Origin of the sequence: Alkalihalobacterium chitinilyticum (assembly GCF_029028005.1) — a bacterium.
Classification (GTDB): domain Bacteria; phylum Bacillota; class Bacilli; order Bacillales; family Bacillaceae_F; genus Alkalihalobacterium; species Alkalihalobacterium chitinilyticum.
This window is the reverse complement of the sequence record NZ_JAOTPO010000003.1, coordinates 171,193-196,880: the sequence shown is the minus strand read 5'-3', so window position 1 is coordinate 196,880 and position 25,688 is coordinate 171,193. Positions and strand designations below refer to the sequence as shown.

The window sequence follows — 25,688 nt, the reverse complement described above, 5'->3', positions numbered from 1 at the left end:
TACAGTTAAGGAGATGAACAAAGTGAATTTTGGTCGGGTTTTAACAGCGATGGTGACTCCTTTTGATGAGTTGGGTGCAATAGATCTTCCCAAAACAGAATCACTTGTTGAATATCTTATTAACAATGGTTCTGACGGACTCGTTGTTGCAGGTACAACAGGTGAATCACCGACTATAACGAAAGATGAAAAGTTAGCTCTTTTTGAAACTGTCGCAAAAACTGTTAATGGGAGAATCCCAGTTATAGCTGGTACAGGATCCAATAATACGCAAGCTTCAATTGAATTAACAAAGGAAGCTCAATTGCTTGGAATTAATGGGGTAATGGCAGTGGCTCCTTATTATAATAAACCGTCACAACAAGGCATGATTGAACATTTTAAGGCGATTGCCAATTCGACAACTTTACCAGTCATGCTTTACAATATTCCAGGTCGATCAGTAGTCAACATGACTGCCGATACAATTATTGAGTTATCCAAAGTAAAAAATATTGTTTCGGTTAAGGAAGCTAGCGGTGATTTAGAACAAATGGCCGCAATTATTGAAAAAACAGATGCTGATTTTTCGTTGTATAGTGGTGATGACAGTTTAACATTACCGTCTATGGCAATCGGCGGTAACGGTGTTGTTTCTGTAGCTTCACATATCATTGGGAATGAAATGCAAGAAATTGTTCAATTGTTTCAAGCAGGGAGTGTTAATGAGGCCGCTAAACTACATCGCAAATACCTTCCAATTATGAAAGCATTGTTTTTCACTCCAAATCCGACTAGTGTTAAGATGGCACTCCAATTAAAAGGAATTGATGTGGGTAGTGTTAGACTGCCGCTAGTTCCTTTAACAAATGATGAGAAAAACACTCTATATCAAATTATAAGCAGCTGAACCAACGGTTCAGCTGTTTTATTGTTCCAATTTTTCTAGATACATCTTGTTTTCTAATTCATATTTAAGTTATACTACAAACAAGTGATTAGTTCGGGTAAATTTTAATGGCAAAAGGAATAACGCTTATGGCAGATGGCACGCCAATAATTTATAGGACACTAGAAAGAACTTGTAACGATTAGTAACAGTAGAGGTCAATTTTTTCAGGCTAACTTTAATTTCAACGATATTATCTGAAATGAACGCACAGATTAACTTTTAGTGATCTAGGTGTGTATTACCTAATGTTTTTTACGGAGTCTTCTGCCTCGACTACGACGAGTTATCATTGCAGTACGGTAGAATACTAATGATTTTTCACAATATTTGTAAAGTTAGTCAAAATACTTTTATGAAATAAGCATTTATTTAATTGTGCATTTAGGAGGAACATGAATTGTCAAAAGTAAATACAGAAAAGATTCGGGTTTTTGCCTTAGGGGGAGTCGGCGAGATAGGCAAAAATATGTATGTGGTAGAGGTCGAGGAAGATATTATCGTCATCGACTCTGGTTTAATGTTCCCAGATGATGATATGCTGGGTGTAGACATTGTTATACCAGACATATCTTACCTAGTTGAAAACGCTGACCGTGTCCGTGCCATTATTCTAACTCATGGTCATGAAGACCATATTGGTGGTTTGCCATATATATTACAAAAATTAAAAGTACCCGTTTATGGAACAAGATTAACACTTGGATTAGTAGAGGCGAAACTTCGTGAAGCTGGAATATATAAATCAACAACATTAAAGTTAATTGATAATAATTCAGAAATAACGGTCGGCTCAACACCAGTTTCATTTTTTAGAACTAATCACAGTATCCCAGATTCAGTAGGGGTAGTCATTAAAACGAATTATGGTTCAATTGTACATACAGGGGATTTCAAGTTCGATCAGACTCCTGTAGATGGGAAGCACGCAGAAATTGGGAAAATGGCTGCAATAGGTGAGGAAGGAGTACTTTGCTTACTCTCTGACAGCACAAACGCAGAACGACCTGGACACACTCTTTCTGAAACTGTTGTAGGACAAGGTATAGCAGACGTTTTTCAAAATACAATGAACAGAATAATAGTTACTACGTTTGCTTCTAATGTTCATCGAATTCAACAAGTTATCAGTGCTGCGGCAAAGGCAAAGCGTAAAGTTGCCATCGTTGGTCGAAGTATGGAAAAAGTGATCTCGATTGCCAATGATCTAGGTTATTTAAATGCTCCAGATGAATTATTTATAGATGTTGATCAGGTGAAGAACTATCGTCCACATCAGGTAGCTATTATTACAACAGGGAGCCAAGGTGAACCAATGAGTGCTCTTACAAGAATGGCTAGAGGTGCACACCGGCAAATTACGCTTTCAAGTGAAGATACTGTCATTATTGCGGCTTCTCCAATTCCAGGGAACGAGAAATCGGTTTCTAAAATCATAGATCAACTTTACCGAATTGGCGCAGATGTTGTATACGGACATACGAAAGTCCATGCATCTGGTCACGGTAGTGCAGAAGAGTTAAAATTAATGTTAAATCTCATGAAACCGAAATATTTTCTTCCAATTCATGGTGAATATCGAATGCAAATCGCTCATCGTGATCTTGCGGTGGAGGTAGGCGTAAATCCTTCGAAAATTTTCCTGGTTGAAAAAGGGGAAGTTGTTGAATTTCTAGATGGTGCAGGCAGAAAAGCTGGAAAAGTTCCATCCGGAAATGTACTAATTGATGGACTTGGTATCGGAGACGTAGGAAACATCGTATTACGTGATCGTCGTCTCTTATCAAAAGATGGTATTTTAGTTGTCGTTGTTACCTTAAATAAAACAAACGGTGAAATTATCTCAGGCCCTGATATTATTTCAAGAGGTTTTGTCTATGTAAGAGAGTCCGAAAAGCTTCTTGATGAAGCAACCGGAATGGTCAAGCAAACCTTAGTAAAATGTGTAACGGAAAATGTCAATGAATGGTCTTCATTAAAAAGTAACATTAGAGAAGTCTTAAGCCGTTATTTATTCGAGAAGACGAAACGCAGACCAATGATTTTACCAATTATTATGGAAGTGTAATACAAAAGAAGCGGATTTTCCGCTTCTTTTTTTGATGGAGAAAATTACAATACTAATTAATTAGGGAATAATATTTTGTCTATTAGTGAAGATAAATTGTAGTGCTTATTTTTATCCCGTTAAGCTGAAGCTAATACTCCTATTAAAAAAGTTTATGTTTGAACACAGATCACGGCACCGCCTGTGTGAACCTCAGTACCAACCCGTTTGGTTTAACTAATTTTCAGTAGGGATGAAGGAAACCCCACTGAAAAAGTTTCATTTATGTCATTATCATGTTGTAATTGGAATTATTCATCGTTATCACGACATACTAACATTAGATACATATAAAGGAGGATCCTATAATGACTGAATCTAATCAACCACAACAACCTCAAGGTGATGAAAAGCCTGCACTAGATCCTAAATCGAGCATTGTAAATAAAATTCAGGAATTAGGTCAAACGAATGTTCCTGATATGGACGCTTCAAACATACATTGTATGACGATTGTTGGCCAAATTGAAGGTCACATGCAGTTACCACCTCAAAATAAAACAACGAAGTATGAGCATATCATTCCACAGCTTGTAGCTACTGAACAAAATTCAAAGATAGAGGGAATGTTAGTTATTTTAAATACAGTTGGTGGAGATGTTGAAGCAGGGTTGGCAATTTCTGAGATGATTGCATCTATGTCCAAACCTACTGTAACACTCGTATTGGGAGGCGGCCATTCTATTGGTGTACCAATTGCAACGGCTTCAAATTACAGTTTTATTGCTGAAACAGCAACTATGACCATACACCCTGTGCGCTTAACTGGTCTAGTTATAGGTGTGCCGCAAACATTTGAATATTTAGATAAAATGCAAGAAAGAGTCATTCGATTTGTTACGAAACATTCTTCTATTGATGAAGAGAAATTTAAAGAGTTAATGTTTTCAAAAGGCAATTTAACACGTGACATCGGAACAAATGTAATTGGAACAGATGCTGTAGAGTATGGAATTATTAACGAGGTGGGCGGATTAAGCCATGCATTAATGAAGCTTAATGCTTTAATCGAGGAACGTAGAGCAGAGCATGCAGGCGGCGGTGATATTGTACAATGATCCTATACACGATGTTACCTGAAGAAATGATTTTTCCACAAGATGAAACGAGTTTCTCAAAACAACAGACTATTCCAGTTGAAGGTGGGTTATTAGTCGTTGAAGATATTGGGGAGTCGCAATATAAAGTGATCCGTCTCATAAGTAGTGACCCGAGTCAATATTTAAATGATAACTATTCCCCCGGCCGAATAATTATGGGTAAACCCCAACTTTAATAATGAAGACAAGTTTTGGATTATGTTATAATCATAATACAAAACTTGGTTGAAGCAGCCAGTTTTGGCTGCTTTTCTTATTTGAAGTAAATAAATGGAAGATTTGCTACGCTTAACTTTTATGATTGTTGAACGAAAGTTAAATGGCCCTAACATAAAGGTTTTTACTTTATGAGACAAGCACCATAGTAATTTCGTATATTAAGTCGCAATTGAGGGTGAAATAATGTCAAAGAAAAGAAAAAAGAAAAAAACTGAATGGAAATCACAACTGACGTTTGAGCTGATAGGATTATCCTTATTTATTTTATCTATAATTACATTCGCAAAATTAGGCAGTGTAGGTGAAGTTGTTGTTTATTTATTTCGATTTTTTATTGGAGAATGGCATGTAATACTAACGATAGCTTTATTTCTAACGTCACTGTATATCATTGTTAAACGAAGTATACCTTCCTTTTGGACGCGTCGCCTTGCAGGAATTTACTTGCTGTTGTTTTCATTTATTTTATTGAGTCACGTCCGTTTATTTGAGGTATTAGCAACAAAGGAAGGTTTTGAAGACCCTTCTGTATTAAGAAATACGTGGGAATTATTCTGGATGCAAGTACATCAAACTGCCCCTGTCAATGATCTTGGCGGTGGTATGATTGGTGCACTAGGATACGCTGCAACTCATTTTCTATTTGATGCACCGGGAACTTATTTAATCTCATTTTTTGGAATGATCGTTTCTATTTTATTAATTACAAATCAATCTTTATCAGATGTCATTAACCGTGTTCTTAGTAAAGCAAAACAGATCTTTGTAGTGACATTTAGTTTCTTTGAAAAGTTGGTTCGTAGTTGGATAGATGAATTATCAGCCAAATTATCAGAACGAAAAGAAAAACAAAAACAAAAGAAAGAGGTTGCAGCAGAGGAACCACCCGAACCAATTGCTACACCTACTGAACCAGTTATACATGATTTCACGAGTCAAGCCTATGAAGAAGAACCACCGGATCTTACTTTACCACTATCAGATGAAAGAACTGAAGGGAAGGAAAGTCTAAAGGATAAGGAAAATAATGATCAACAGGAACAAATGTCACCACAACCATTAATTATGTCAGAAATAGCGAATGAGGATTATTTATTACCTAGTTTAGAATTGCTGCATTTACCCAATAATAATGGACAACATATGGAAAAACGCCACATATCAGCAAATGCTAAGAAATTAGAGCAAACACTTGACAGTTTTGGTGTCAAAGCGAAAGTAACAGAAGTTCACCTTGGACCAGCTGTTACAAAATATGAGGTTCATCCAAGTGTAGGTGTGAAAGTAAGTAAAATAGTCAATTTAGCTGATGATTTAGCTCTAGCTTTAGCAGCAAAAGATATTCGAATGGAAGCACCAATCCCAGGAAAGTCGGCAATAGGAATAGAAGTTCCGAACAAAGAAGTTGCTCTCGTTACGTTAAGAGAAGTACTCGACTCACCTAAAAACAGACAAGAAGCACATCCGCTTTCGGTTGCTTTAGGCAGGGATATCTCAGGTGAACCGGTATTAGCACCGTTAAATAAAATGCCCCACTTACTAGTCGCAGGTGCAACAGGTAGTGGAAAAAGTGTGTGTATCAACGGAATTATTACAAGTTTACTAATGAAAGCAAAGCCCCACGAAGTTAAACTTATGATGATTGACCCTAAGATGGTTGAGTTAAACGTGTATAATGGTATCCCGCACTTATTGACACCGGTTGTAACTGAACCGAAAAAAGCTTCACAAGCTTTAAAGAAAGTCGTTAGTGAGATGGAGCGACGGTATGACTTATTCTCGCATTCTGGAACGAGAAATATCGAAGGATATAATGATTTAATCAAGAAACAAAATGAAAGGGAAGACGCAAAACAGCCATTATTACCATACATTGTGGTTATCGTTGATGAATTAGCAGACTTAATGATGGTGGCGTCTGGAGATGTTGAAGATTCGATTACACGGCTGGCCCAGATGGCGCGTGCTGCCGGTATTCATATGATTATAGCGACACAACGACCTTCCGTTGATGTTATTACTGGAGTAATTAAAGCAAATATTCCTTCAAGAATAGCATTTGGAGTATCCTCTCAAACAGACTCGAGAACGATCCTAGACAGTGGAGGAGCAGAAAAGCTTTTAGGAAGAGGGGACATGCTCTACCTTCCAGTAGGAGCTACTAAACCGACACGAGTCCAAGGGGCATTCTTATCAGATGACGAAGTTGAATTAGTAGTTGATTTTGTAATTAGTCAACAACGGGCGCAATACCAAGAAGAAATGACACCTTCAGAAGAGCCGGAAATCGTTGCAGAAGTGGATGATGAATTATACCAACCCGCAGTTGATTTAGTCTTAGAAATGAACACAGCGTCTGTATCTATGCTGCAACGTAGATTCAGGATCGGTTATACAAGAGCAGCCAGACTTATTGATGAGATGGAAGCTAGAGGTATTGTAGGACCATATGAAGGAAGTAAACCAAGAGAAGTATTAATTACAAAATCTACAGAAGAAGCATCAGCACAATAATTGTTGGGGTTAAGGAGTGGGGAGAATGATTAAAGCTGATAGTCGTCCATTGTATTTACAAGTCATTGACAAAATTAAAGACGATATAGATCAACAAGTTTTTAAAGAAGGTGAGAAATTACCTTCTGAATTTGAGTTATCCAAGCAGTTAGGTATAAGTAGAGCAACTTTAAGAGAAGCGCTGCGAATACTTGAAGATGAGGGTGTCGTGTTAAGAAGGCATGGCGTTGGTACTTTTGTTCATTCCAAGCCGTTGTTTTCTTCAGGGATTGAGGAGCTGTATAGTGTAACAGATATGATTGCTAATGCTAAAAAAGAGCCTGGTACGATCTTTTTATCTTCTTATGTTGAAGAAGCTACAGAAGATGATCGAGCAAGTTTTAATGAAGATCAGATGGAAAACTGTGTTGTCATTGAAAGGGTTCGAACAGCAGATGATGAGCCCGTGGTGTATTGTTTAGACCGCATTCCTGAAGAGATACTAGGCAAGCATTCAATCCATGAAATTAGTTCCATTTTTACTTTTTTAGAATCGATCGGTCATAGCATTTCATATGCAGTTACAACGATAGCACCTGTTGGATACCACGAAACGATCTCACCGATTTTAAACTGTGAGCCCGAGACCTCTTTGTTGTTGTTGAAACAAATGCATTATGATGAGTCAGATCAACCAATCCTATTTTCGCTAAATTATTTTAGAGCCGATAAATTCAAGTTTAAAGTAGTAAGAAAGCGAATAAAAGCATAACCTATGGCTAAGTAGGAAGTATATTCTTAAAGCAGGGAGTGATTAGGATGAACCAACTGCAGGAAATTCATAGTGAATTGAATGGTATGCATTTACATATGGTAAATACACCAAAGTATAAAACGACTACTCTCGTAATATTGCTAAAGGCTCCGTTACAAGCAGAAACAGTTACAAAAAGAGCATTAATACCGCATATCCTTCAAAGTGGAACTGCAAAATCACCAACAAGAAAAGAGCTAAGAAACCGCTTAGATGAACTTTATGGTGCTAGTCTTTCTGTAGATGTCCAGAAAAAAGGTGAAGAACACGTTATCGGAATTCGAATGGATATTGCGAATGAAAAATTTTTAAAAGACACTACACCGTTGTTGGAAAATGCAGTTCAACTACTGGCAGAAGTGTTATTACAACCGATCCAAGAAAATGGTCAGTTTAAATCTTCGATTGTCGAAAGTGAAAAGCGCTCGCTTAGACAACGTATAAAGTCTGTTTATGATGACAAGATGCGCTATGCAAATATGCGTATAACTGAGGAAATGTGTAAAGGGGAACCATTTGCATTATCAGTACACGGTGATGCAAAACAAATTGATGAAATTAATGAAAAAGATCTTTTTGCATACTACCAACAGATATTAAAAGAAGATAAAATGGACCTGTATATTATCGGTGATATTAATTCAGATGAAGTAAAGGACAAAGTCCAAAAGTATTTCACTTTGCCTGAAGGCCGTACGAATACGGGAATTGAGGTAGAAACAACCAAAAAAGAAGTAACAGAAGTGAACACTGTATTTGATGAGCAAGATGTCAAACAAGGAAAACTTCATATGGGGTATCGCACCTACACGACTTATAAAGATGACGGTTATTACGCACTTCAAGTATTCAATGGCTTATTTGGAGGTTTTTCTCACTCTAAATTATTTATAAATGTTCGTGAAAAAGCGAGCTTAGCATACTACGCAGCATCCCGTTATGAAAGTCATAAAGGAATTATTATGGTCATGTCTGGTATTGAGTTTGAAAACTACGATAAAGCAGTTTCCATAATAAATGAACAAATGGAGAATATGAGAAAAGGTGAATTTACTGAAGCTGAGTTAGATCAAACAAAAGCTATGATTAATAACCAGTTGTTAGAAACGGCGGATACGGCAAGAGGGTACACTGAACTTTTATATCATAATGTAATAGCTAAGCAAGACCGATCACTTGAAGACTGGATTTCAGGTGTTAATAGTGTTACGAAAGAAGATGTTGTAGCTATTGCGAATCAAATCAAGTTAGATACCATCTATTTCCTTAAAGGAAAGGAGGGGACGACAGCATGAAAGAAATCCAATTCGATCAATTAAAAGAAACGCTATACTATGAAAAATTGGAAAATGGTCTTGATGTATATGTCCTTCCGAAAAAAGGATTTAACAAAACATATGCTACGTTTACAACAAAATACGGTTCGATTGACAATCATTTTATTCCACTTGGAGCGAAAGAAGCGATTGTCGTTCCAGACGGAATTGCTCATTTCTTAGAGCACAAAATGTTTGAAGATGAGCATGGAGATGTATTTCAAGATTTCAGTAAACAAGGTGCACAAGCAAATGCATTTACAAGCTTTACTCGTACTGCTTATTTGTTTTCAAGTACTGCTAATGTAAATCAAAATCTTGAAACATTACTTAATTTCGTTCAACACCCTTATTTTACAGAAGAAAGTGTTGAGAAGGAAAAAGGAATTATCGGTCAAGAAATTAATATGTACGATGATAACCCTGATTGGCGTGTATATTTTGGTGTCATTGAAAATATGTATGAGCACCACCCTGTAAAAATCGATATAGCAGGAACGATTCCTTCGATTTCTAAAATAACGAAGGACTTATTATACCAATGTTATGAGACATTCTATCACCCAAGTAATATGTTAATGTTTGTGGTAGGGCCTGTCGAACCGGGTGAAATCCTACAGCAAATAAAAGAAAATCAACAGAAAAAGACGTTTAAAGAACCTGAACAAATTCAGCGGTTCTTCCCGGCAGAAGGCGCGGAAGTTGCTAAAAAGAAAAATGTCATTACAATGAGTGTTCAAACACCAAAATGTCTTGTTGGTTTTAAGGAAGGAAATCCGACGAAACAAGGAACGGATTTACTTGAACATGAGCTTGGCATGAATATATTACTTGATTTAATGTTTGGTCAAAGCTCATCCAATTATCAAGAGCTTTATGATGCAGGATTAATCGATGATACCTTCTCATTTGATTATTCAGCGGAATATGGATTTGGATTTACAATTCTCGGAGGAGATACAAAGTATCCAGACCGATTAGCAGATAAGGTTAAAGAGATGGTTGAAGGATTTATTTCTAGCTCATTAAATCAGTCAGAGGTTGAACGAGCAAAGAAGAAAAAAATCGGATCATTCTTAAGATCATTAAATTCACCTGAATATATTGCTAATCAATTTACCCGTTATCAATTTAATGATATGAATTTGTTTGACGTTGTGTCCACGTTAGAAAAAATTGATGCGGAAACATTAACAGCCATCATGAAAGAACATTTTAACATGGATCGATTTACAGTTTGTCAGGTGAAACCTGAAGGGTATACGGAGGAAAGTTAATTGAAACAAACTTGCTTAATTACAGGAGCAAGTGGAGACATTGGAGCAGCCATTGCAGAAAAAATGGCTGCTCGTGGTTTTTCTCTTTACTTGCATTATTATAAAAATGAACAAGGTATTCAAAAGACAGCCGACATATGCCGTACTTTTGGAGTGAACGTTCAAATTGTTAATGCGGATTTATCCGAAAAAGGATCAGTCAATTATTTAGTCGATCAAATTACGGAACCGATTGATGTGATTATCCATAACAGTGGTTCTTCTTATGTTGGTTTGTTGACGGATATGAAAGACGAAGAAATTGAAAGAAGTATTCAACTAAATTTAACTACGCCCATTCAATTAACGAAGGCTTTATTACCACCAATGATCCGAAAACAAAATGGGTCAGTTATTGTTATTTCCTCGATCTGGGGTTTAACTGGAGCGTCGTGTGAAGTCGTTTATTCAGCAGTAAAAGGCGGGTTAAATTCTTTTGTAAAAGCTTTAGCAAAAGAATTAGGACCGACTGCTATTCGCGTAAATGGTGTGGCGCCAGGAGCGATAAAAACGAATATGCTAACATCATTCACAGATCAGGAATTAGAGCATCTTGAAGAGGATATACCGATGGGAAGACTAGGGACACCTGGAGAAGTCGCCAATGCGGTTTCTTTTTTAAGTTCCAATGAGGCAAGTTATATTAATGGCCAAATTTTATCGGTTAATGGTGCTTGGTATTGTTAATTCTTTTTTTTGACACATTCAATTTTGCATAATTTCCCTACGTTCATGAAAAACTATGATTGAACTTAATATTAAGGAGGGATTCATGTGTCAGTTTTAGATAATTGGGATCAGTGGAAAGATTTTTTAGGTGATCGTCTCAACCAAGCGCAACAGGAAGGGATGAACCAATCTGTTATCTCTGATGTTGCTTATCAAGTTGGGGAATACTTAGCACAACAAGTTGAGCCTAAAAACGAACAAGAACGTATATTAGCCGATTTATGGAAGGTAGCAGATGAGCAAGAACAACACGCTATCGCTAATATGATGGTTAAGCTTGTTCAAAACAATCATTAATATAAAAGTGCTGCATTAATGTGCAGCACTTTTTCATTAGGTAATAAAAACTTGTAGAATCGAAAAGTCTTAGAAAAATATGAAAAAATATAAATAATTTTTTGATACGATGTGAAAAACTATGAGACCAATAGAAATCACTTGTTTATTCCACAACTAATAGCGTAAAATGATAATATATAAGTTAAAATGGTAAATGTTTCTTTACAATGAATAGAATTTTAAGTCGAACTATTCTTAAATATGGCTCGATTCTTTTTCATAAATTTAAATAGTATAGATTTTTTTATTAAGAAAATGGAAATGAAGGAGGGGGGACTGAAATGAAAGAGTGGTACTTAGAATATCAAATACATAAAAATCGTCCAGGTTTGCTAGGTGATATTGCATCATTGCTAGGAATGCTATCTATAAATATTGTTACAATTAATGGGGTTGAAGATAAGCGTCGGGGGATGCTAATTCGCAGTACGTGTGACGATCAAATCGAAAGGTTTCATTCCATTCTTAATACAATTGACAATATTACCGTGATCAAACTTCGTGAACCACATTTACGAGACCGAATGGCTATACGGCACGGGCGTTATATTGAACGTGATGCAGATGATAAAAAGACATTTCGCTTTGTTCGAAATGAACTGGGTTTGCTCGTTGACTTTATGGCTGAGTTAATGAAGAAAAACGAACATTCCTTAATTGGGATCCGTGGAATGCCTCGTGTCGGGAAGACCGAGTCTGTTGTGGCTGCAAGTGTTTGTGCTAATAAACGTTGGTCATTCATCTCATCGACTTTACTTAGACAAACCGTTAGAAGTCAGTTAGCAGATGATGAGCTAGGAGAAAATCACATTTATATTATTGATGGAATTGTCTCTACGATGAGAGCGACAGAAAAACACAGAATATTAGTCAATGATGTAATGAGGCTGCCAGCCGTTAAAGTTATTGAGCATCCTGATATTTTTGTGAGAGAAACAGAATTTACGTTAGATGATTTTGATACAATTATTGAGTTGCGAAATGATGAAACAGAGGAGATTTCTTATGATGTGGTCGAATCTGGTTTTTCATCTTTCGATATTAGTTAAGTTGGTAGGTGTTTTCATTGTCTGAATTAGGCCAAAGATTAAGAGAAGCAAGAGAACAGAAAGATATTAACCTAGATGATTTACAGAAGACAACGAAGATTCAAAAACGCTATCTTCTAGCTATTGAAGAAGGTAATTTTGATGCGCTTCCAGGTAAATTTTATGCTCGTGCCTTTGTTAAAAACTACGCGGAAGCAGTCGGTCTAGACCCAGAAGAAATTTTTCAAGAGTTTGGCAATGAACTTCCTAATCCGCACAAAGAAGGATCCGAATTACCTTCAAGGCGTACCACACGAGCCCAAAAAACACCAACTGCGCCTAAGAAGAAATCAAAAGGGTATTCCATTTTTCCGGCGTTAGTTGCTGGACTCCTTATTATTGTTGTGTTTGCAGGCATATGGGTGTTTGCACAGTATAATTCACAAGATAGTGCTGAGGGAGTTGTTCCAGAGGAACAAGATGACAGATTCGAAGGCGAGATTAGTGAAGAGATACCAACTGTTCCCGATGAAGAAGAGGAAGAGGTAGCAGCAGTGGAAGAAGAAAGCCCTGCTCCTGAAGAAGAAGAGGTTGAGGAACAAACACAAGTCCTTTCACAAACTGATGTTTCAGGAAATCATAGCTACTATACGTTAGATGGAACTGATACATTTGAAGCAAGGCTTGTGGCTGCGGGTCGAAGCTATGTTGGGATTGCAAATGCGAAAGGAAATTCCTTCTTTACTGGTGAAGTTAAAGATGGCGATGAGTTAGATTATGATTTTAGTGCTGAAGAGGAAATTACATTTAATCTTGGTGCATCTAATAATGTTCAATTAATCATAAACGAAGAGCCTTTTGAACTTCCACTAGAAGCTGTTCACCAAAAGGTAACGATTACTTTTGCGCCGGCAAATGAATAGTAGTTTAGCGAAGAGTGGTTCTTACTCTTCGCTTTCTTCTGGTTATTTCTGAAGAATATAACAATGTTAACAACAATTTCTCAATTTGGTACAACGTGTGATACAATAAGAGTTAAGTTGACGTGAGAGTATACTTATCAAAGGTAGAAAGGATGTTTCATTATGGCTAAAGAGCACTCTTTTGATATTGTTTCAGAAATAAATATACAAGAAGTAGATAATGCAATACAACAAGCGATAAAAGAGATTCAAACACGTTATGACTTTAAAGGTTCAAAAAGTACAATCGAACGAACAGCCGATGATAAAATAACGTTAATTTCGGATGATGAATACAAATTAGAAAGTGTTATTGATGTCTTAAAAGGAAAATTCATCAAACGTGGACTTTCACAAAAGTCTATGGATTTTGGCAAGATAGAAAAAGCTTCCGGTGGAACCGTTCGGCAAGTGATCACATTAGTTTCGGGAATTAGTTCTGAACGTGCCAAGGACGTTACTAAATTAATTAGAGACTCTAAGGTAAAGGTAAAAGCACAAATTCAAAATGAGCAAATTCGAGTGACTGCTAAAAGCATAGATGATTTACAGGAGGTCATTCAATTAGTAAAGTCTAAAGATTTGGAGTTCCCTGTGCAATTCGTCAATATGCGCTAAATTTTAAGAAAAGCTTAAGTTAGGGAGGATCTTTGTGAACGTACCAAATCAAATTACAATATCAAGAATTTGTCTCATCCCCATATTTATGATTTTTTTGATCGTTCCAATGGAATTCGGAAATTTATCATTACTTGGTACAGTTGTCCCCGTTTCACACTTTATTGCAGCAATCATCTTTATTATTGCAGCAGCTACGGATTGGTTAGATGGGTATTACGCTAGAAAGTATAAGCTTGTTACGAATTTAGGTAAATTTTTAGATCCGTTAGCCGATAAATTATTAATTACAGCTGCACTGATTTCATTGGTTGAATTACAAATGGCCCCTGCATGGATGGTCATTGTTATTTTGAGCCGTGAATTTGCTGTAACTGGTGTAAGGCTCGTCGCAGCAGCCGATGGTTCGGTAATAGCTGCCAGCCCATTAGGAAAGATTAAAACAGTCTTTCAAATTATTGCAATCTCTGCATTAATGTTACATAACTTTCCGTTTGAACCAATAGGCATCCCGTTTGCTATGTTAATGTTATGGGTTGCAACTATTTTAACCATTGTCTCAGGAATCGATTATTTTATGAAAAATAAACATATTTTTTTGAAGGCATAACTTAGATACTCTGCATGATCATGTCAACTATATCTATTTGAACTGAGGTGCATGAATGAACAGCGAAATAATTGCTGTAGGTTCGGAGCTCTTACTCGGACAAATTGCAAATACCAATGGTCAATTTCTATCGCAGCAATTAGCCCCTCTAGGAATTAACGTTTATTATCATACTGTAGTCGGAGATAATAAGCTGCGTTTGCAGGAAGCCGTCATCCAAGCAAAAAAGAGAGCTAACCTAATCATTATTACAGGAGGATTAGGTCCTACAAAGGATGATTTAACGAAGGAAGCGGTTGCAGAACTGTTAGAACGTGAATTAGTCTATCATCAACCGTCATTACAGCAAATTGAATTATATTTTCATAATAGTAAGAGGGCCATGACTGAGAATAACAAAAAGCAAGCTTTAGTTATTGAAGGAGCTACAGTCCTTAATAATGATCATGGTATGGCCCCAGGAATGGCTTTCTTTGAAGACGGTGTCTATTATTTGTTGTTACCTGGACCGCCAAAAGAATTAAAACCGATGTACACTACATATGGAGAAAGTTATTTACTTGCTAATTTAAGCGAACAATCAGTTATTTACTCTAGAGTTCTTCGTTTTTTTGGAATTGGTGAAGCAAAATTAGAAGAAGTTTTACTAGATTTAATTGAATCTCAAAGTAATCCTACGATTGCACCGTTAGCAGCTGAAGGTGAAGTAACCCTGCGTTTAACTGCTAAACATGAAGATCAAACAAAAGCTGTTCAATTATTAGATGAATTAGAAGCTAAAATTCAAGCTAGAGTGGGTAAGTATTTGTATGGTTATGATGATACATCTCTTATGCAAGAGGTAGTAAATACTTTACGAGCAAAGAATTATAAAATAGCATCGGCTGAAAGTTTAACGGGTGGGTTGTTCAGTCGGCAACTTACAGATTATTCGGGGATATCTGGAGTCTTTTCGAGTGGAGTTGTAAGTTATTCCTCGGAAATGAAGGAAAAAATCCTCTCAGTGTCTAAAAATACATTAGCAGAGTATGGTGCGGTCAGTAGTGAATGTGCAATTGAAATGGCACAAGGTGTTAAAAAATTATGTGAAGCTGATATAGGAATTAGTTTTACAGGTGTAGCAGGGCCAAATCAACATGAGGGTAAGGAAGTTGGTACTGTTATTATTGGTGTTGCTCTACCAAGTGGCGAGTCGAAATCATTTGAATTAAACTTAGCGGGAACTCGCGGACAAATAAGAGAAAGAACTGTAAAATATGGCTGCTATTACTTGCTGAAAGAATTATAAAGGTGGAATTATAGAAATGAGTTATTTCAAAGATTTTAATATTACAGAACAAGTAAAAAAAGCAATTTATGATATGGGATTTGAAGAGCCGTCTCCAATTCAAGAAAAAGCGATCCCTGTCATTTTATCGGGTGAAGATGTCATCGGACAAGCGCAAACGGGAACGGGTAAGACAGCTGCTTTTGGTATTCCAGTAGTTGATAAAGTTACAGAAGACCGCTATGTTCAAGCACTTATTTTAACGCCAACACGTGAATTAGCTATTCAAGTTTCAGGTGAGTTGCAAAAGTTAACGAAGTACAAAAAAATTCGTACATTGCCAATTTACGGCGGGCAATCGATTTCTCACCAAATTAGAGCATTAAAACAAGGAGTTCAGGTTGTAATTGGTACACCTGGACGACTTACAGACCATATTCGAAGACAAACACTAAGCTTGGATAAAGTACATACCGTAGTACTAGATGAAGCTGACGAGATGCTAGATATGGGGTTTATTGAAGATATTGAAGCAATTTTAAAACAAGTCAACGGAGAGCGCCAAACGCTTTTATTTTCAGCGACTATGCCGCCTCCAATTAAGAAGCTGTCATACAAGTACATGAAAAAACCACAGCTTGTTGCAATCAGTAAAGGTGAAGTTACAGCTCCATCAATTAACCAAGTATACTATAAAGTGCTCGAACGTAATAAATTAGATTCATTGTGCCGCATTATTGATAGTGAAGAGATTGATCTTGGAATCATCTTCTGTCGAACAAAAAAAGGTGTATCTGAGTTAACGGAAGCTCTGCAAGCGAGAGGATATATTGCTGATGGCTTACATGGAGACTTAACGCAATCACAACGTGATAATGTAATGAAAAAGTTCCGAGATTCAACCATTGAATTTTTAATTGCAACCGATGTAGCTGCTCGTGGAATTGATGTTGACAATGTTACCCACGTTATTAACTACGATATTCCGCAAGACCCTGAGAGTTATGTACATCGCATTGGTAGAACTGGTCGTGCAGGAAGAAAAGGATTAGCGTTAACTTTAGTTACTCCTCGTGAAATGAAACATCTGCGTTCGATTGAAGATGAGATTAAGATGCCGATTCCATCTGAAAATGTACCAACATTTGCTGAAGTCATTGAAAAACAGCAAGAGACTTGGAAGAAGCAAATAGAAACTGCTATGAATGATGATAAAGACAGTGAATGGTTTGCACCGTTAGTCCATGATCTCCTTAACACCTATCCAGCAGAAAAGATCGTCACAGCTTTACTGAAACGAAACTTCCTTAGTGATAATACGCTCGATGATGATGGCTATAACTTTGGTGAAACAGGTGGAGCTAAAGGTATGGTTCGCTTCTTTATTAATGTTGGAAAAAACGTAAATATGAGTCCGAAAATTTTAATTGAAGAAATTTCTGAACTCGTCGGTATTCCTGGAAAAGCTGTAGGGCGTATCGATATCTTTGATAAATTCACATTCGTTGAAGTTCCTGAAGAAGTGGCCCCGTTTGTTTATGAAGCCCTTCGCTACTCACGAATAAATGGAGCTCGAGTTAATTTAGAGCCTGCAAAACCGCGCCCAAAACGTGAAAAACGTCCGTTAAAGTGATATAATGTAGAAATGTAAATGTAGTGTCTGTGCTCCTCGCATTGTATGATAAGGTGTAGATGATCGGTATAGCACCGATCATCGTTGAGGTGCCTGACACTAGTTAATTAAGCAAACCTTTCCAAAACTCCCCTTCTCCTTTTAAAATTTCCAATTGTAAATTCTTATAAAAAACGAATAAATGTTCGCAAAATCTATTGGCAAAATCAAAAAAAAAAGTTATCATAGGTAAAGACATATGAGATATGTTATACGTGCTACTGGTTCTTCAGTTTATTTACGACCGATATGTACGTATTAAAAATTAAAACCTATAATTTGTAGAAAAAATATTTTCATATATTTGAGGAGATGACGTAATGAGTGATAGAAAAGCCGCATTAGATATGGCGTTAAGACAAATTGAAAAGCAATTTGGTAAAGGTTCTATTATGAAAATGGGTGAGCAAACTGAAACGCGAGTATCAACGGTTTCAAGTGGTGCGTTAGCATTAGATATCGCACTTGGTGTAGGTGGATATCCTCGTGGAAGAATTATTGAAGTGTACGGCCCTGAGTCATCTGGTAAAACAACAGTTGCATTACATGCAATTGCTGAAGTACAACGTCAAGGTGGACAAGCTGCTTTTATTGATGCTGAGCATGCACTTGATCCTGTTTATGCTAAGAAGTTAGGTGTAAATATTGATGAATTACTACTATCGCAACCAGATACAGGAGAGCAAGCATTAGAAATAGCGGAAGCGCTAGTTCGAAGTGGTGCTGTTGATATCATTGTTATTGATAGTGTTGCAGCTCTTGTACCAAAGGCTGAGATTGAAGGAGAAATGGGAGACAGTCACGTTGGTTTACAGGCAAGACTTATGTCTCAAGCACTTCGTAAGTTAGGTGGTGCAATCAATAAATCAAAGACACTTGCCATCTTTATTAACCAAATCCGTGAAAAAGTTGGAGTTATGTTTGGAAACCCAGAGACAACACCAGGTGGACGTGCACTAAAGTTCTATTCTTCGGTTCGTTTGGAGGTTAGACGTGCTGAAACTTTGAAGCAAGGTAACGACATGGTCGGTAATAAGACGAAAATTAAAGTTGTTAAAAATAAAGTAGCTCCTCCATTCAAAGTAGCGGAAGTAGATATTATGTATGGTGAAGGAATTTCAAGAGAAGGTTCTATCCTAGATATTGGGGCAGAGTTAGATATTGTGCAAAAGAGTGGAGCATGGTACTCATTTAATGAAGAACGACTAGGCCAAGGTCGTGAAAATGCAAAGCAATTCTTAAAAGAGAATGTAGACTTGACAGCTGAAATTGAACAACTCATTCGTGCACATTATGGACTTGATGGTGAGATTACAGTTGAGGCACCTAGTGAGAGTGAATTCGAAGATTTACCGTTAGATTTAAAATAAGTAAAAAGAATGGTGCATAAATACGCCTAATAAAATTGCTCTTTTATTAGGCGTATTCGTCATCGAGTAAAACATACGACAGCATTTAGGTAGAGGATGACTCAACGCTAAGTGTCAGGCACTCCAACTGTAAAATTTAGTTTGCTAGTACGAATGGGCAAGGATATTTTACTGTGAGAAGTGTAGACGCTAATGAGTTATCCTCTTATTCTATTTTTAATTAAGAGTACAAAGCTTAAAAGGGAAAGAGGAAGCCCATTGAAGTTCTTATACTTTACTGATACTCATATTCGTGGAACAACACCTAAAAACCGGTTAGATTCTTTTGTAGATACATTAAAAATGAAGCTTGTTGAAATCATGGAAATAAGTAATCGAGAGAATGTCGATGTTATGCTTCATGGTGGGGATGTCTTCGATCGACCAGATTTATCACCAAATGTTGTTGGACAATTCGCGCAAATCTTCCGCCAAGCGAACGCACCGATTTATGCAATTTCTGGAAACCATGATACGTATGGACATAACCCGGAAACGATATCAAGGACGATGCTTGGTTTGTTACATGCGTTTGGTATCATAACTGTGATCTCCCCTGAAGAGCCTTTAGTGATTGAAAAAAACGATGTTAAAGTTCAAATTTCAGGTCAACCTTATCATTACGATATCGATCAGCGTGATGCAAAACTTGATTATTATCCTGAAAATCAATCAGGAGCTGATATACTTATTCATCTCGTTCATAGTATGCTCGTAGAAAAAGCACTTCCTGATGGTATCCCCTACACGTTGATCGATCATATTTGGGGAACAACAGCGGACATTATTCTTACTGGGCATTTTCATGGCGGCTTTGGAATTAAGGAGAGAAATGGAAAATATATATGCAATCCAGGAGCAATTGCTCGAGTAAACAACCATTGGTCTGAAATGAACCGTATCCCAAAAGTCATCATCGGAACAATATCTCAAGATAATATAAAACTAACAGAAATTCCTCTTACATGTGCCTTAAAAGGTGAGGAAGTATTAGATCGAAGTTTCCTAGAAAAGGCTGTTCATCAAGAAGAAAAGTTAAACTCATTTATTCAACAAGTGAAAGAACAATCGGATTTTCAAACGGTAAACATGAAACAGATCATCACGCAAATAGCATCAATGTCGAACGTAGATGATAAGGTGAAGACCGAAGCGTTAAGAAGAATTGAAGTGATTGAAGAATTATGGAAAGGTGGAGACCATGAATTGGATTAAAGAAGTACGCTTAGAAAACTTTCAGTCCCACCTTGATACGAGTATAGAATTTTCCAAAGGACTTAATGTAATTGTCGGCCAATCAGATAGTGGAAAGACAGCTATTTTGCGTGGGATCCGATGGGTTTTATTCAATCAACCAAGAGGAACTGACTTTATGAGAGTTAGTAGTGATTTTGTTCGTGTAACTCTAACGTTTGCCAATGAAGTTAGTATTATAAGAGAAAGAACGAGTTCGAAAAACCGTTATATTATAAAAAAAGTTGGAAAAGAAGATCTCGTTTTAGAAGGGTTTGGTATCCATGTTCCCCAAGAAGTTCTTGATGCTCATCAAATCTACCCATTGAGAATTGACCGGGATATGGAATTATTACTAAATGTTTCTCAACAATTGGATGGGCCTTTTTTACTCGAACAGACAGCTTCTGTAAGGGCTAAGACGATCGGTAGAATTAGTGGTGCACATTATATTGATATGGCTGTAAGAGATACAACAAAAGATGTGGCTAAACTCCAACAACAGACAAAGCACGTAGAAGCGGAAGTCAATATACTGAAGGAGAAAATAGAACCCTATCAGTTTTTAGATCATGCTAGGGTAGCACTTGATCAATCGGAGCAAAAGTACAGGGATCTCAAACGAAAAGATGAAAAACTTTCCAAACTAGAAAACTTAAAGAATAGCTTGCATGATTTATCGATAAGTGAAGAAACTGTAAAGAAACATCTTTCTGTTCTTAAAGGGATAGATGAGTGGGAGCGGTCTCTAGAAAGGCTGCAATTTATTAACGAAAAGAAGCGCTCATTTCAACTGAAGCGAAGTCAAATAGCAGAAATTAGAAAAACGATGGATACGTGTAAACTTTGGATTCAAAAAACGAATGGTGTAGATGTTGCTAATAAAAATGTCACTGTTATTGTACAAAAATATAATCTGCTAACTCAACTCAATTATTTAAAGAAAACCTCCAATCGTTTAGAAAGTAGTTTACTAGACGTACAAACGACGATAAGTAAAACTGCTTTCGCAACTCTTTCTGAAGAACAAAAAGTACAGAAGTTACTCCAAAAAGTAAAAAGAGCAAGAGAGCTCAAACGTCTTGAGCAAAGCTATAAAACATTGAATAACCAAATGATTAGCATGAAGAGAACAATTGAACGTTTAGAAGAAGCAACTATGAGTGAGGAAAAATATAAACAATTACAATCCAACATTCAAGGACTAGAATCTTATCAACTTTTACTAGAAAAGCTCCAAGATGTAAACAAACGCTTGAAAGATGGTGCAACTTTTATTGCAAAGAAAAAGCAGGAAGAATTGCAGTTACGAACTAATTATGAGCAACGCTTAGTAGAAAAAGAGGAATGTCCAACTTGCGGCGGGCAATTAAATCGTTCAGCAATTAAACAATTATTAAACGGCGGGTGAAAAAATGTGAAACATGTTGAACATGAACTAACAAAGATCAAAGAAGCAATCGATAAAGCAAAAGATATGCGATATCGAGCTGAGGCAAAGCTAGAAGAACTAGAAAATCAACAAAAACGATTATTAGATGAATTAGAAGAGCTTGGTGTTAAGCCGGAAAATTTAGAAGCAGAAATAAAGAAGCTTGAAGAAGAAATTGAAAGAGGATTAGCAGAAACAAAAGCCATCATACCTAGGGAATTGATGGAAAAAAATGAGTAGATTCGAAAAAGCATTTAACGAATTGAAGCAGGATTTACATCGATCTCAAAATGAGTGGGTCCGTCTGGATGCTGAGCGAAAATTATTAACTGAGCAATTAGAAGAGAAATTAAATGCACTGGAACAGTTTTATGAAACGAAAGATACGTATGAAAAAGCAAGAGTATTATTACAACAGTCTGCAGAATATGCTCGGGAACAGGCAAAACAGCAAATTGAAAGTTTAGTAACAAACGCATTACAGTTTATTTTTGGCCCTCTTTTTGAATTTCAGATTGAAATCGAAGAACAAGGAAATAAGCCTGTTGCTGAATTTTACGTCGTCTCTGATTATGAGGGGATTAAAGTTAAAACTAAGCCGCAAGAAGCACGAGGTGGCGGTGTAGTGGATATTGTTACACTCGCATTGCGTGTTGCTCTTATTGAAACGACCCAACCGAAAATGGATGGCCCGATCCTTCTAGACGAGCCAGGTAAGCATGTTTCAGGAGAGTATGTTTTGTACCTTTATGAATTCCTTAAATCGATTAGTACGATGTTTGATCGACAAATTATTATGATTACTCACAACCAACATTTGGCACAGTCCGGTGACAGAGCTTATTATGTAGATATTCGCGATGGTATTAGTGAAGTTAATCGAACTGACAATGCTTGACAACAAAATTATCCAACTATACAATTAAGGAGAATACGGCATTTTAAATGTCATGTTTCCTTCATGAGGTGTGTAAGTTAACGCACGATAATTAACGAATGATAATATGACTTTTGGAACCAACAATTAGATAGCAAGAGGAGGTGACTACATGGATAACGTCTTAATCATCTCCATTTTGCTTGTTGTCTCTGCAGGTGTTGGTGCAGTTGTTGGATATCTTGTTAGAAAATCCATTGCTGAAGCGAAAATTTCTAGTGCGGAACATGCTGCCAAACAGATTGTTGAAGATGGTAAACGAGAAGCTGAAGCTAGTAAGAAGGAAGCCGTTCTTGAAGCTAAGGACGAGGTTCATAAACTTCGCATAGAAGCTGAGCGTGACATTCGTGAACGTAGAAATGAGATTCAAAAACAAGAGAATCGTTTGGTTCAAAAAGAAGAGATCCTTGACCGTAAAAGTGAAACTCTAGATAAGAAAGAGGAATCATTAGAAAAGAGAGAGGAGTCTCTCGCCAAAAAACAACGACATATTGAAGAGATGGATAGCAAAGTGGAGGAAATCTTGAATAAGCAGAAAACTGAGCTCGAACGGATTTCTGGACTATCTCGAGATGAAGCGAAAGAAGTTATTCGACGTGAAGTTGAGCAAGACCTTACCCATGAAATGGCAGTGTTAGTCAAAGATCGATTAACACAAGCGAAAGAAGAAGCTGACAAGAAAGCGAGAGAAATTCTATCGTTAGCTATTCAAAGGTGCTCAGCAGACCATGTTGCAGAAACAACGGTTTCTGTTGTAAGTCTTCCTAATGATGAAATGAAAGGTCGCATCATAGGAAGGGAAGGTCGTAATATTCGCGCTTTAGAGACGCTTACAGGTATTGATCTAATTATTGATGATACTCCTGAGGCAGTAATCTTATCAGGCTTTGATCCGATTCGAAGAGAAATAGCCCGAACAGCGTTAGAGAAACTTGTTCAAGATGGACGAATTCATCCAGCTCGTATTGAAGAAATGGTAGATAAATCTCGTCGCGAGGTTGATGAGGCGATCCGTGAATACGGTGAACAAGCAACCTTTGAAATGGGAATCCATGGCTTACATCCAGACCTTATTAAAATATTAGGTCGATTAAAGTTTAGAACGAGTTATGGTCAAAACGTCTTGAAGCACTCGATGGAAGTAGCTTACTTGGCTGGACTGATGGCTGCTGAACTTGGTGAAGATGTTCAACTTGCTCGTCGTGCTGGCTTACTCCATGATATTGGAAAAGCAATAGATCACGAAGTAGAAGGAAGCCACGTTGAAATTGGTGTAGAGCTTGCTACGAAATACAAGGAACATCCAGTTGTAATTAATAGTATTGCATCACACCATGGTGATACCGAACCAACTTCAATTATTGCCACACTCGTAGCTGCTGCTGATGCGTTAAGTGCAGCACGACCTGGTGCTAGACGAGAAACTCTAGAAACGTATATACGTCGATTAGAGAAACTTGAAGAGATATCTGAGTCTTTTGAAGGTGTTGAAAAGACTTATGCAATTCAAGCTGGACGAGAAGTTAGAATAATGGTAAAACCTGATATTGTTGATGACGCACAAGCCTACAAACTGGCTCGTGATATCACGAAAAAAATTGAAGAAGATCTCGATTACCCGGGGCATATTCGTGTTACTGTAATACGTGAAACCAGGGCTGTTGAGTACGCAAAATAAAGTGGTGAAAACCACTTTATTTTTTTTCTAAGATTTAACTAAATAACTTGTCATTGATAATTATTTATAGATATGATGGTACATATACTTTGTAAGTAAGTTTGTAGAAAAGAGGCACGAAATGAAGATATTATTTGTTGGAGATGTAGTCGGTTCTCCAGGTAGAGCCATGGTTAAAGAATACTTACCGAAATTGAAAAAAAAATACCGTCCACAAATTTCGATTATAAACGGTGAAAATGCTGCAGGTGGAAAAGGTATTACCCAGAAAATATATAAAGGTTTCCTTGATGCTGGCGCTCAAGCAGTGACATTAGGTAACCACTCATGGGATAATCGTGAAATTTTTGAATTTATTGATGACGCAAAGACGTTAGTACGTCCTGCTAATTATCCAGATGGAACACCAGGACAGGGCTATACAATTGTTAAAATAAATAGCATCGAAGTCGTAGTAATTAACTTAATGGGAAGAACATTTCTTCCTCCAAACGACTGCCCTTTCCGAAAAGTTGATGAGATATTAGAGCAAGTAAAAGCTAGAACACCATATATATTTGTTGATTTTCATGCAGAAGCAACGAGTGAGAAACAAGCAATGGGTTGGTATTTAGATGGAAAAGTAACAGCTGTCGTAGGAACACACACACATGTACAAACGGCTGACCAAAGAGTATTACCAAAGGGAACAGCTTATATAACAGATGTTGGAATGACTGGACCATATGACGGCATATTAGGGATGGAGCGTTCAGCAGTATTAAACAAATTCTTGACGAATCTCCCTGTACGATTTGAAGTTGCTGATGGCAGGGACCAATTAAATGGTGTCGTAATTACTGTGGACGAAAAAAGTGGTCGAGCAAAATCGATCGATCGTGTATTAATCAACGAGGATTCTCCATTCTTCGAATAAAAAAATGAGAGAATATTTCGAAAACACCTCCTTATTAGCAGGAATATTTGAATATTTCGGGAATATATTTAATAAGCGGCAATTTTCATCATTAAGGAGGTACAAGAAATGGAGATATTAAAAGTTTCAGCAAAATCTACACCTAACTCTGTAGCAGGAGCACTGGCAGGTGTCATAAGAGAACGAGGCGCAGCAGAAATTCAAGCAATTGGCGCTGGTGCTCTAAACCAGTCAATTAAAGCGATTGCAATCGCCAGGGGGTTTGTTGCACCAAGTGGTATTGATCTCGTTTGCATTCCTGCTTTTACAGATATTCAGATTGATGGTGAAGAAAGAACAGCGATAAAATTAATTATCGAGCCAAGATAAAAGGCTCAAAAAAGGGCTAACTTGCAAAAGTTTCTCTATGCAAATAAGAGAAACTAGACGCTATAGTTAGCCTTATTTTTGTGTATTTATTAAGATTGTAAAAAAAAATTTTAAAAAAGTAATAAAAACCTTTGAAGTAGGTAGTCAACTTTTGTTAAAATTATGTCAAGATCGTGAACGAAAATGTTCCGATCCA

At 37.0% G+C, this 25,688-nt stretch carries 24 protein-coding genes; all 24 read left to right on the top strand.

The genetic code is table 11. From position 1 onward, the window contains the following. The first annotated feature begins 13 nt into the window (after positions 1 to 13). The 24 genes from dapA (at position 14) to N7Z68_RS05780 (ending at position 25,492) form a co-directional block, all read left to right on the top strand. A complete protein-coding gene (dapA, locus tag N7Z68_RS05895) occupies positions 14 to 889 on the top strand; it encodes a 4-hydroxy-tetrahydrodipicolinate synthase (RefSeq protein ID WP_275117540.1) in 876 nt (291 codons plus the stop codon). A gap of 439 nt (positions 890 to 1,328) precedes the next feature. Then, on the top strand, positions 1,329 to 2,996 hold the full coding sequence (locus tag N7Z68_RS05890; RefSeq protein WP_275117539.1) for a ribonuclease J: 1,668 nt from the start codon (positions 1,329 to 1,331) through the stop codon (positions 2,994 to 2,996). A gap of 347 nt (positions 2,997 to 3,343) precedes the next feature. Then, on the top strand, positions 3,344 to 4,093 hold the full coding sequence (locus N7Z68_RS05885; protein ID WP_275117538.1) for a ClpP family protease: 750 nt from the start codon (positions 3,344 to 3,346) through the stop codon (positions 4,091 to 4,093). After that, positions 4,090 to 4,311: a YlzJ-like family protein gene (locus N7Z68_RS05880; RefSeq protein ID WP_275117537.1), complete on the top strand. Its 222-nt coding sequence runs from the start codon at positions 4,090 to 4,092 to the stop codon at positions 4,309 to 4,311. The genes N7Z68_RS05885 and N7Z68_RS05880 overlap by 4 nt, the downstream gene beginning before the upstream one ends. A gap of 226 nt (positions 4,312 to 4,537) precedes the next feature. After that, positions 4,538 to 6,868 (top strand): DNA translocase FtsK, encoded by a 2,331-nt coding sequence (locus N7Z68_RS05875; RefSeq protein WP_275117536.1) that lies wholly within the window; start codon positions 4,538 to 4,540, stop codon positions 6,866 to 6,868. Positions 6,869 to 6,893: 25 nt separating this feature from the next. Then, positions 6,894 to 7,619: a GntR family transcriptional regulator gene (locus N7Z68_RS05870; RefSeq protein WP_275117535.1), complete on the top strand. Its 726-nt coding sequence runs from the start codon at positions 6,894 to 6,896 to the stop codon at positions 7,617 to 7,619. 47 nt (positions 7,620 to 7,666) lie between these two features. Further along, positions 7,667 to 8,956 (top strand): EF-P 5-aminopentanol modification-associated protein YfmF, encoded by a 1,290-nt coding sequence (gene yfmF, locus N7Z68_RS05865; protein ID WP_275117534.1) that lies wholly within the window; start codon positions 7,667 to 7,669, stop codon positions 8,954 to 8,956. Next, entirely contained in the window at positions 8,953 to 10,254 is a 1,302-nt protein-coding gene (gene yfmH / locus N7Z68_RS05860) for an EF-P 5-aminopentanol modification-associated protein YfmH (protein ID WP_275117533.1), read from the top strand. The genes yfmF and yfmH overlap by 4 nt, the downstream gene beginning before the upstream one ends. Continuing rightward, on the top strand, positions 10,255 to 10,980 hold the full coding sequence (gene ymfI, locus N7Z68_RS05855; protein WP_275117532.1) for an elongation factor P 5-aminopentanone reductase: 726 nt from the start codon (positions 10,255 to 10,257) through the stop codon (positions 10,978 to 10,980). 87 nt (positions 10,981 to 11,067) lie between these two features. Beyond that, entirely contained in the window at positions 11,068 to 11,319 is a 252-nt protein-coding gene (locus N7Z68_RS05850) for a DUF3243 domain-containing protein (protein ID WP_275117531.1), read from the top strand. Between the two features lie 323 nt (positions 11,320 to 11,642). Continuing rightward, on the top strand, positions 11,643 to 12,410 hold the full coding sequence (locus N7Z68_RS05845; protein ID WP_275117530.1) for a YmfK family protein: 768 nt from the start codon (positions 11,643 to 11,645) through the stop codon (positions 12,408 to 12,410). 8 nt (positions 12,411 to 12,418) lie between these two features. Beyond that, positions 12,419 to 13,312 (top strand): helix-turn-helix domain-containing protein, encoded by an 894-nt coding sequence (locus N7Z68_RS05840; RefSeq protein WP_373323112.1) that lies wholly within the window; start codon positions 12,419 to 12,421, stop codon positions 13,310 to 13,312. Positions 13,313 to 13,474: 162 nt separating this feature from the next. Next, on the top strand, positions 13,475 to 13,969 hold the full coding sequence (locus N7Z68_RS05835; RefSeq protein ID WP_275117528.1) for a YajQ family cyclic di-GMP-binding protein: 495 nt from the start codon (positions 13,475 to 13,477) through the stop codon (positions 13,967 to 13,969). Between the two features lie 34 nt (positions 13,970 to 14,003). Further along, a complete protein-coding gene (pgsA, locus tag N7Z68_RS05830) occupies positions 14,004 to 14,579 on the top strand; it encodes a CDP-diacylglycerol--glycerol-3-phosphate 3-phosphatidyltransferase (protein ID WP_275117527.1) in 576 nt (191 codons plus the stop codon). A 55-nt stretch (positions 14,580 to 14,634) separates the two neighbouring features. Beyond that, a complete protein-coding gene (locus tag N7Z68_RS05825; RefSeq protein WP_275117526.1) occupies positions 14,635 to 15,867 on the top strand; it encodes a competence/damage-inducible protein A in 1,233 nt (410 codons plus the stop codon). A 16-nt stretch (positions 15,868 to 15,883) separates the two neighbouring features. Beyond that, positions 15,884 to 17,479, top strand: a complete 1,596-nt coding sequence (locus N7Z68_RS05820; protein WP_275117525.1) for a DEAD/DEAH box helicase — start codon at positions 15,884 to 15,886, stop codon at positions 17,477 to 17,479. A 359-nt stretch (positions 17,480 to 17,838) separates the two neighbouring features. Beyond that, the gene (recA, locus tag N7Z68_RS05815; RefSeq protein ID WP_275117524.1) at positions 17,839 to 18,888 is read left to right on the top strand and encodes a recombinase RecA; all 1,050 of its coding nucleotides are present in this window, start codon (positions 17,839 to 17,841) and stop codon (positions 18,886 to 18,888) included. A 258-nt stretch (positions 18,889 to 19,146) separates the two neighbouring features. Continuing rightward, positions 19,147 to 20,142, top strand: a complete 996-nt coding sequence (locus N7Z68_RS05810; protein ID WP_275117523.1) for a metallophosphoesterase family protein — start codon at positions 19,147 to 19,149, stop codon at positions 20,140 to 20,142. Beyond that, complete coding sequence (locus tag N7Z68_RS05805) at positions 20,129 to 21,571, top strand: AAA family ATPase (RefSeq protein ID WP_275117522.1); 1,443 nt, start codon at positions 20,129 to 20,131, stop codon at positions 21,569 to 21,571. The genes N7Z68_RS05810 and N7Z68_RS05805 overlap by 14 nt, the downstream gene beginning before the upstream one ends. Positions 21,572 to 21,577: 6 nt before the next feature. Continuing rightward, the gene (locus tag N7Z68_RS05800; protein ID WP_275117521.1) at positions 21,578 to 21,832 is read left to right on the top strand and encodes a hypothetical protein; all 255 of its coding nucleotides are present in this window, start codon (positions 21,578 to 21,580) and stop codon (positions 21,830 to 21,832) included. After that, positions 21,825 to 22,490: a DNA repair protein RecN gene (locus N7Z68_RS05795; protein ID WP_275117520.1), complete on the top strand. Its 666-nt coding sequence runs from the start codon at positions 21,825 to 21,827 to the stop codon at positions 22,488 to 22,490. Before N7Z68_RS05800 ends, N7Z68_RS05795 begins: the two co-directional genes overlap by 8 nt. A gap of 151 nt (positions 22,491 to 22,641) precedes the next feature. After that, entirely contained in the window at positions 22,642 to 24,207 is a 1,566-nt protein-coding gene (rny, locus tag N7Z68_RS05790) for a ribonuclease Y (RefSeq protein WP_275117519.1), read from the top strand. A 121-nt stretch (positions 24,208 to 24,328) separates the two neighbouring features. Continuing rightward, a complete protein-coding gene (locus tag N7Z68_RS05785) occupies positions 24,329 to 25,123 on the top strand; it encodes a TIGR00282 family metallophosphoesterase (protein WP_275117518.1) in 795 nt (264 codons plus the stop codon). 108 nt (positions 25,124 to 25,231) lie between these two features. Next, positions 25,232 to 25,492, top strand: coding sequence for a stage V sporulation protein S (locus N7Z68_RS05780; RefSeq protein ID WP_275117517.1), 261 nt, complete (start codon positions 25,232 to 25,234; stop codon positions 25,490 to 25,492). Positions 25,493 to 25,688 lie beyond the last annotated feature (196 nt).

What these genes read in the sequence shown, in the direction of transcription:
- N7Z68_RS05820 (WP_275117525.1), top strand. Translation starts at nt 15,884, where the DNA reads ATGAGTTATTTCAAAGATTTTAATATTACAGAACAAGTAAAAAAAGCA.
- yfmF (WP_275117534.1), top strand. Translation starts at nt 7,667, where the DNA reads ATGAACCAACTGCAGGAAATTCATAGTGAATTGAATGGTATGCATTTA.
- yfmH (WP_275117533.1), top strand. Translation starts at nt 8,953, where the DNA reads ATGAAAGAAATCCAATTCGATCAATTAAAAGAAACGCTATACTATGAA.
- N7Z68_RS05845 (WP_275117530.1), top strand. Translation starts at nt 11,643, where the DNA reads ATGAAAGAGTGGTACTTAGAATATCAAATACATAAAAATCGTCCAGGT.
- N7Z68_RS05870 (WP_275117535.1), top strand. Translation starts at nt 6,894, where the DNA reads ATGATTAAAGCTGATAGTCGTCCATTGTATTTACAAGTCATTGACAAA.
- dapA (WP_275117540.1), top strand. Translation starts at nt 14, where the DNA reads ATGAACAAAGTGAATTTTGGTCGGGTTTTAACAGCGATGGTGACTCCT.
- N7Z68_RS05785 (WP_275117518.1), top strand. Translation starts at nt 24,329, where the DNA reads ATGAAGATATTATTTGTTGGAGATGTAGTCGGTTCTCCAGGTAGAGCC.
- N7Z68_RS05780 (WP_275117517.1), top strand. Translation starts at nt 25,232, where the DNA reads ATGGAGATATTAAAAGTTTCAGCAAAATCTACACCTAACTCTGTAGCA.
- N7Z68_RS05825 (WP_275117526.1), top strand. Translation starts at nt 14,635, where the DNA reads ATGAACAGCGAAATAATTGCTGTAGGTTCGGAGCTCTTACTCGGACAA.
- recA (WP_275117524.1), top strand. Translation starts at nt 17,839, where the DNA reads ATGAGTGATAGAAAAGCCGCATTAGATATGGCGTTAAGACAAATTGAA.
- N7Z68_RS05880 (WP_275117537.1), top strand. Translation starts at nt 4,090, where the DNA reads ATGATCCTATACACGATGTTACCTGAAGAAATGATTTTTCCACAAGAT.
- N7Z68_RS05875 (WP_275117536.1), top strand. Translation starts at nt 4,538, where the DNA reads ATGTCAAAGAAAAGAAAAAAGAAAAAAACTGAATGGAAATCACAACTG.
- rny (WP_275117519.1), top strand. Translation starts at nt 22,642, where the DNA reads ATGGATAACGTCTTAATCATCTCCATTTTGCTTGTTGTCTCTGCAGGT.
- N7Z68_RS05805 (WP_275117522.1), top strand. Translation starts at nt 20,129, where the DNA reads ATGAATTGGATTAAAGAAGTACGCTTAGAAAACTTTCAGTCCCACCTT.
- N7Z68_RS05835 (WP_275117528.1), top strand. Translation starts at nt 13,475, where the DNA reads ATGGCTAAAGAGCACTCTTTTGATATTGTTTCAGAAATAAATATACAA.
- N7Z68_RS05795 (WP_275117520.1), top strand. Translation starts at nt 21,825, where the DNA reads ATGAGTAGATTCGAAAAAGCATTTAACGAATTGAAGCAGGATTTACAT.
- N7Z68_RS05885 (WP_275117538.1), top strand. Translation starts at nt 3,344, where the DNA reads ATGACTGAATCTAATCAACCACAACAACCTCAAGGTGATGAAAAGCCT.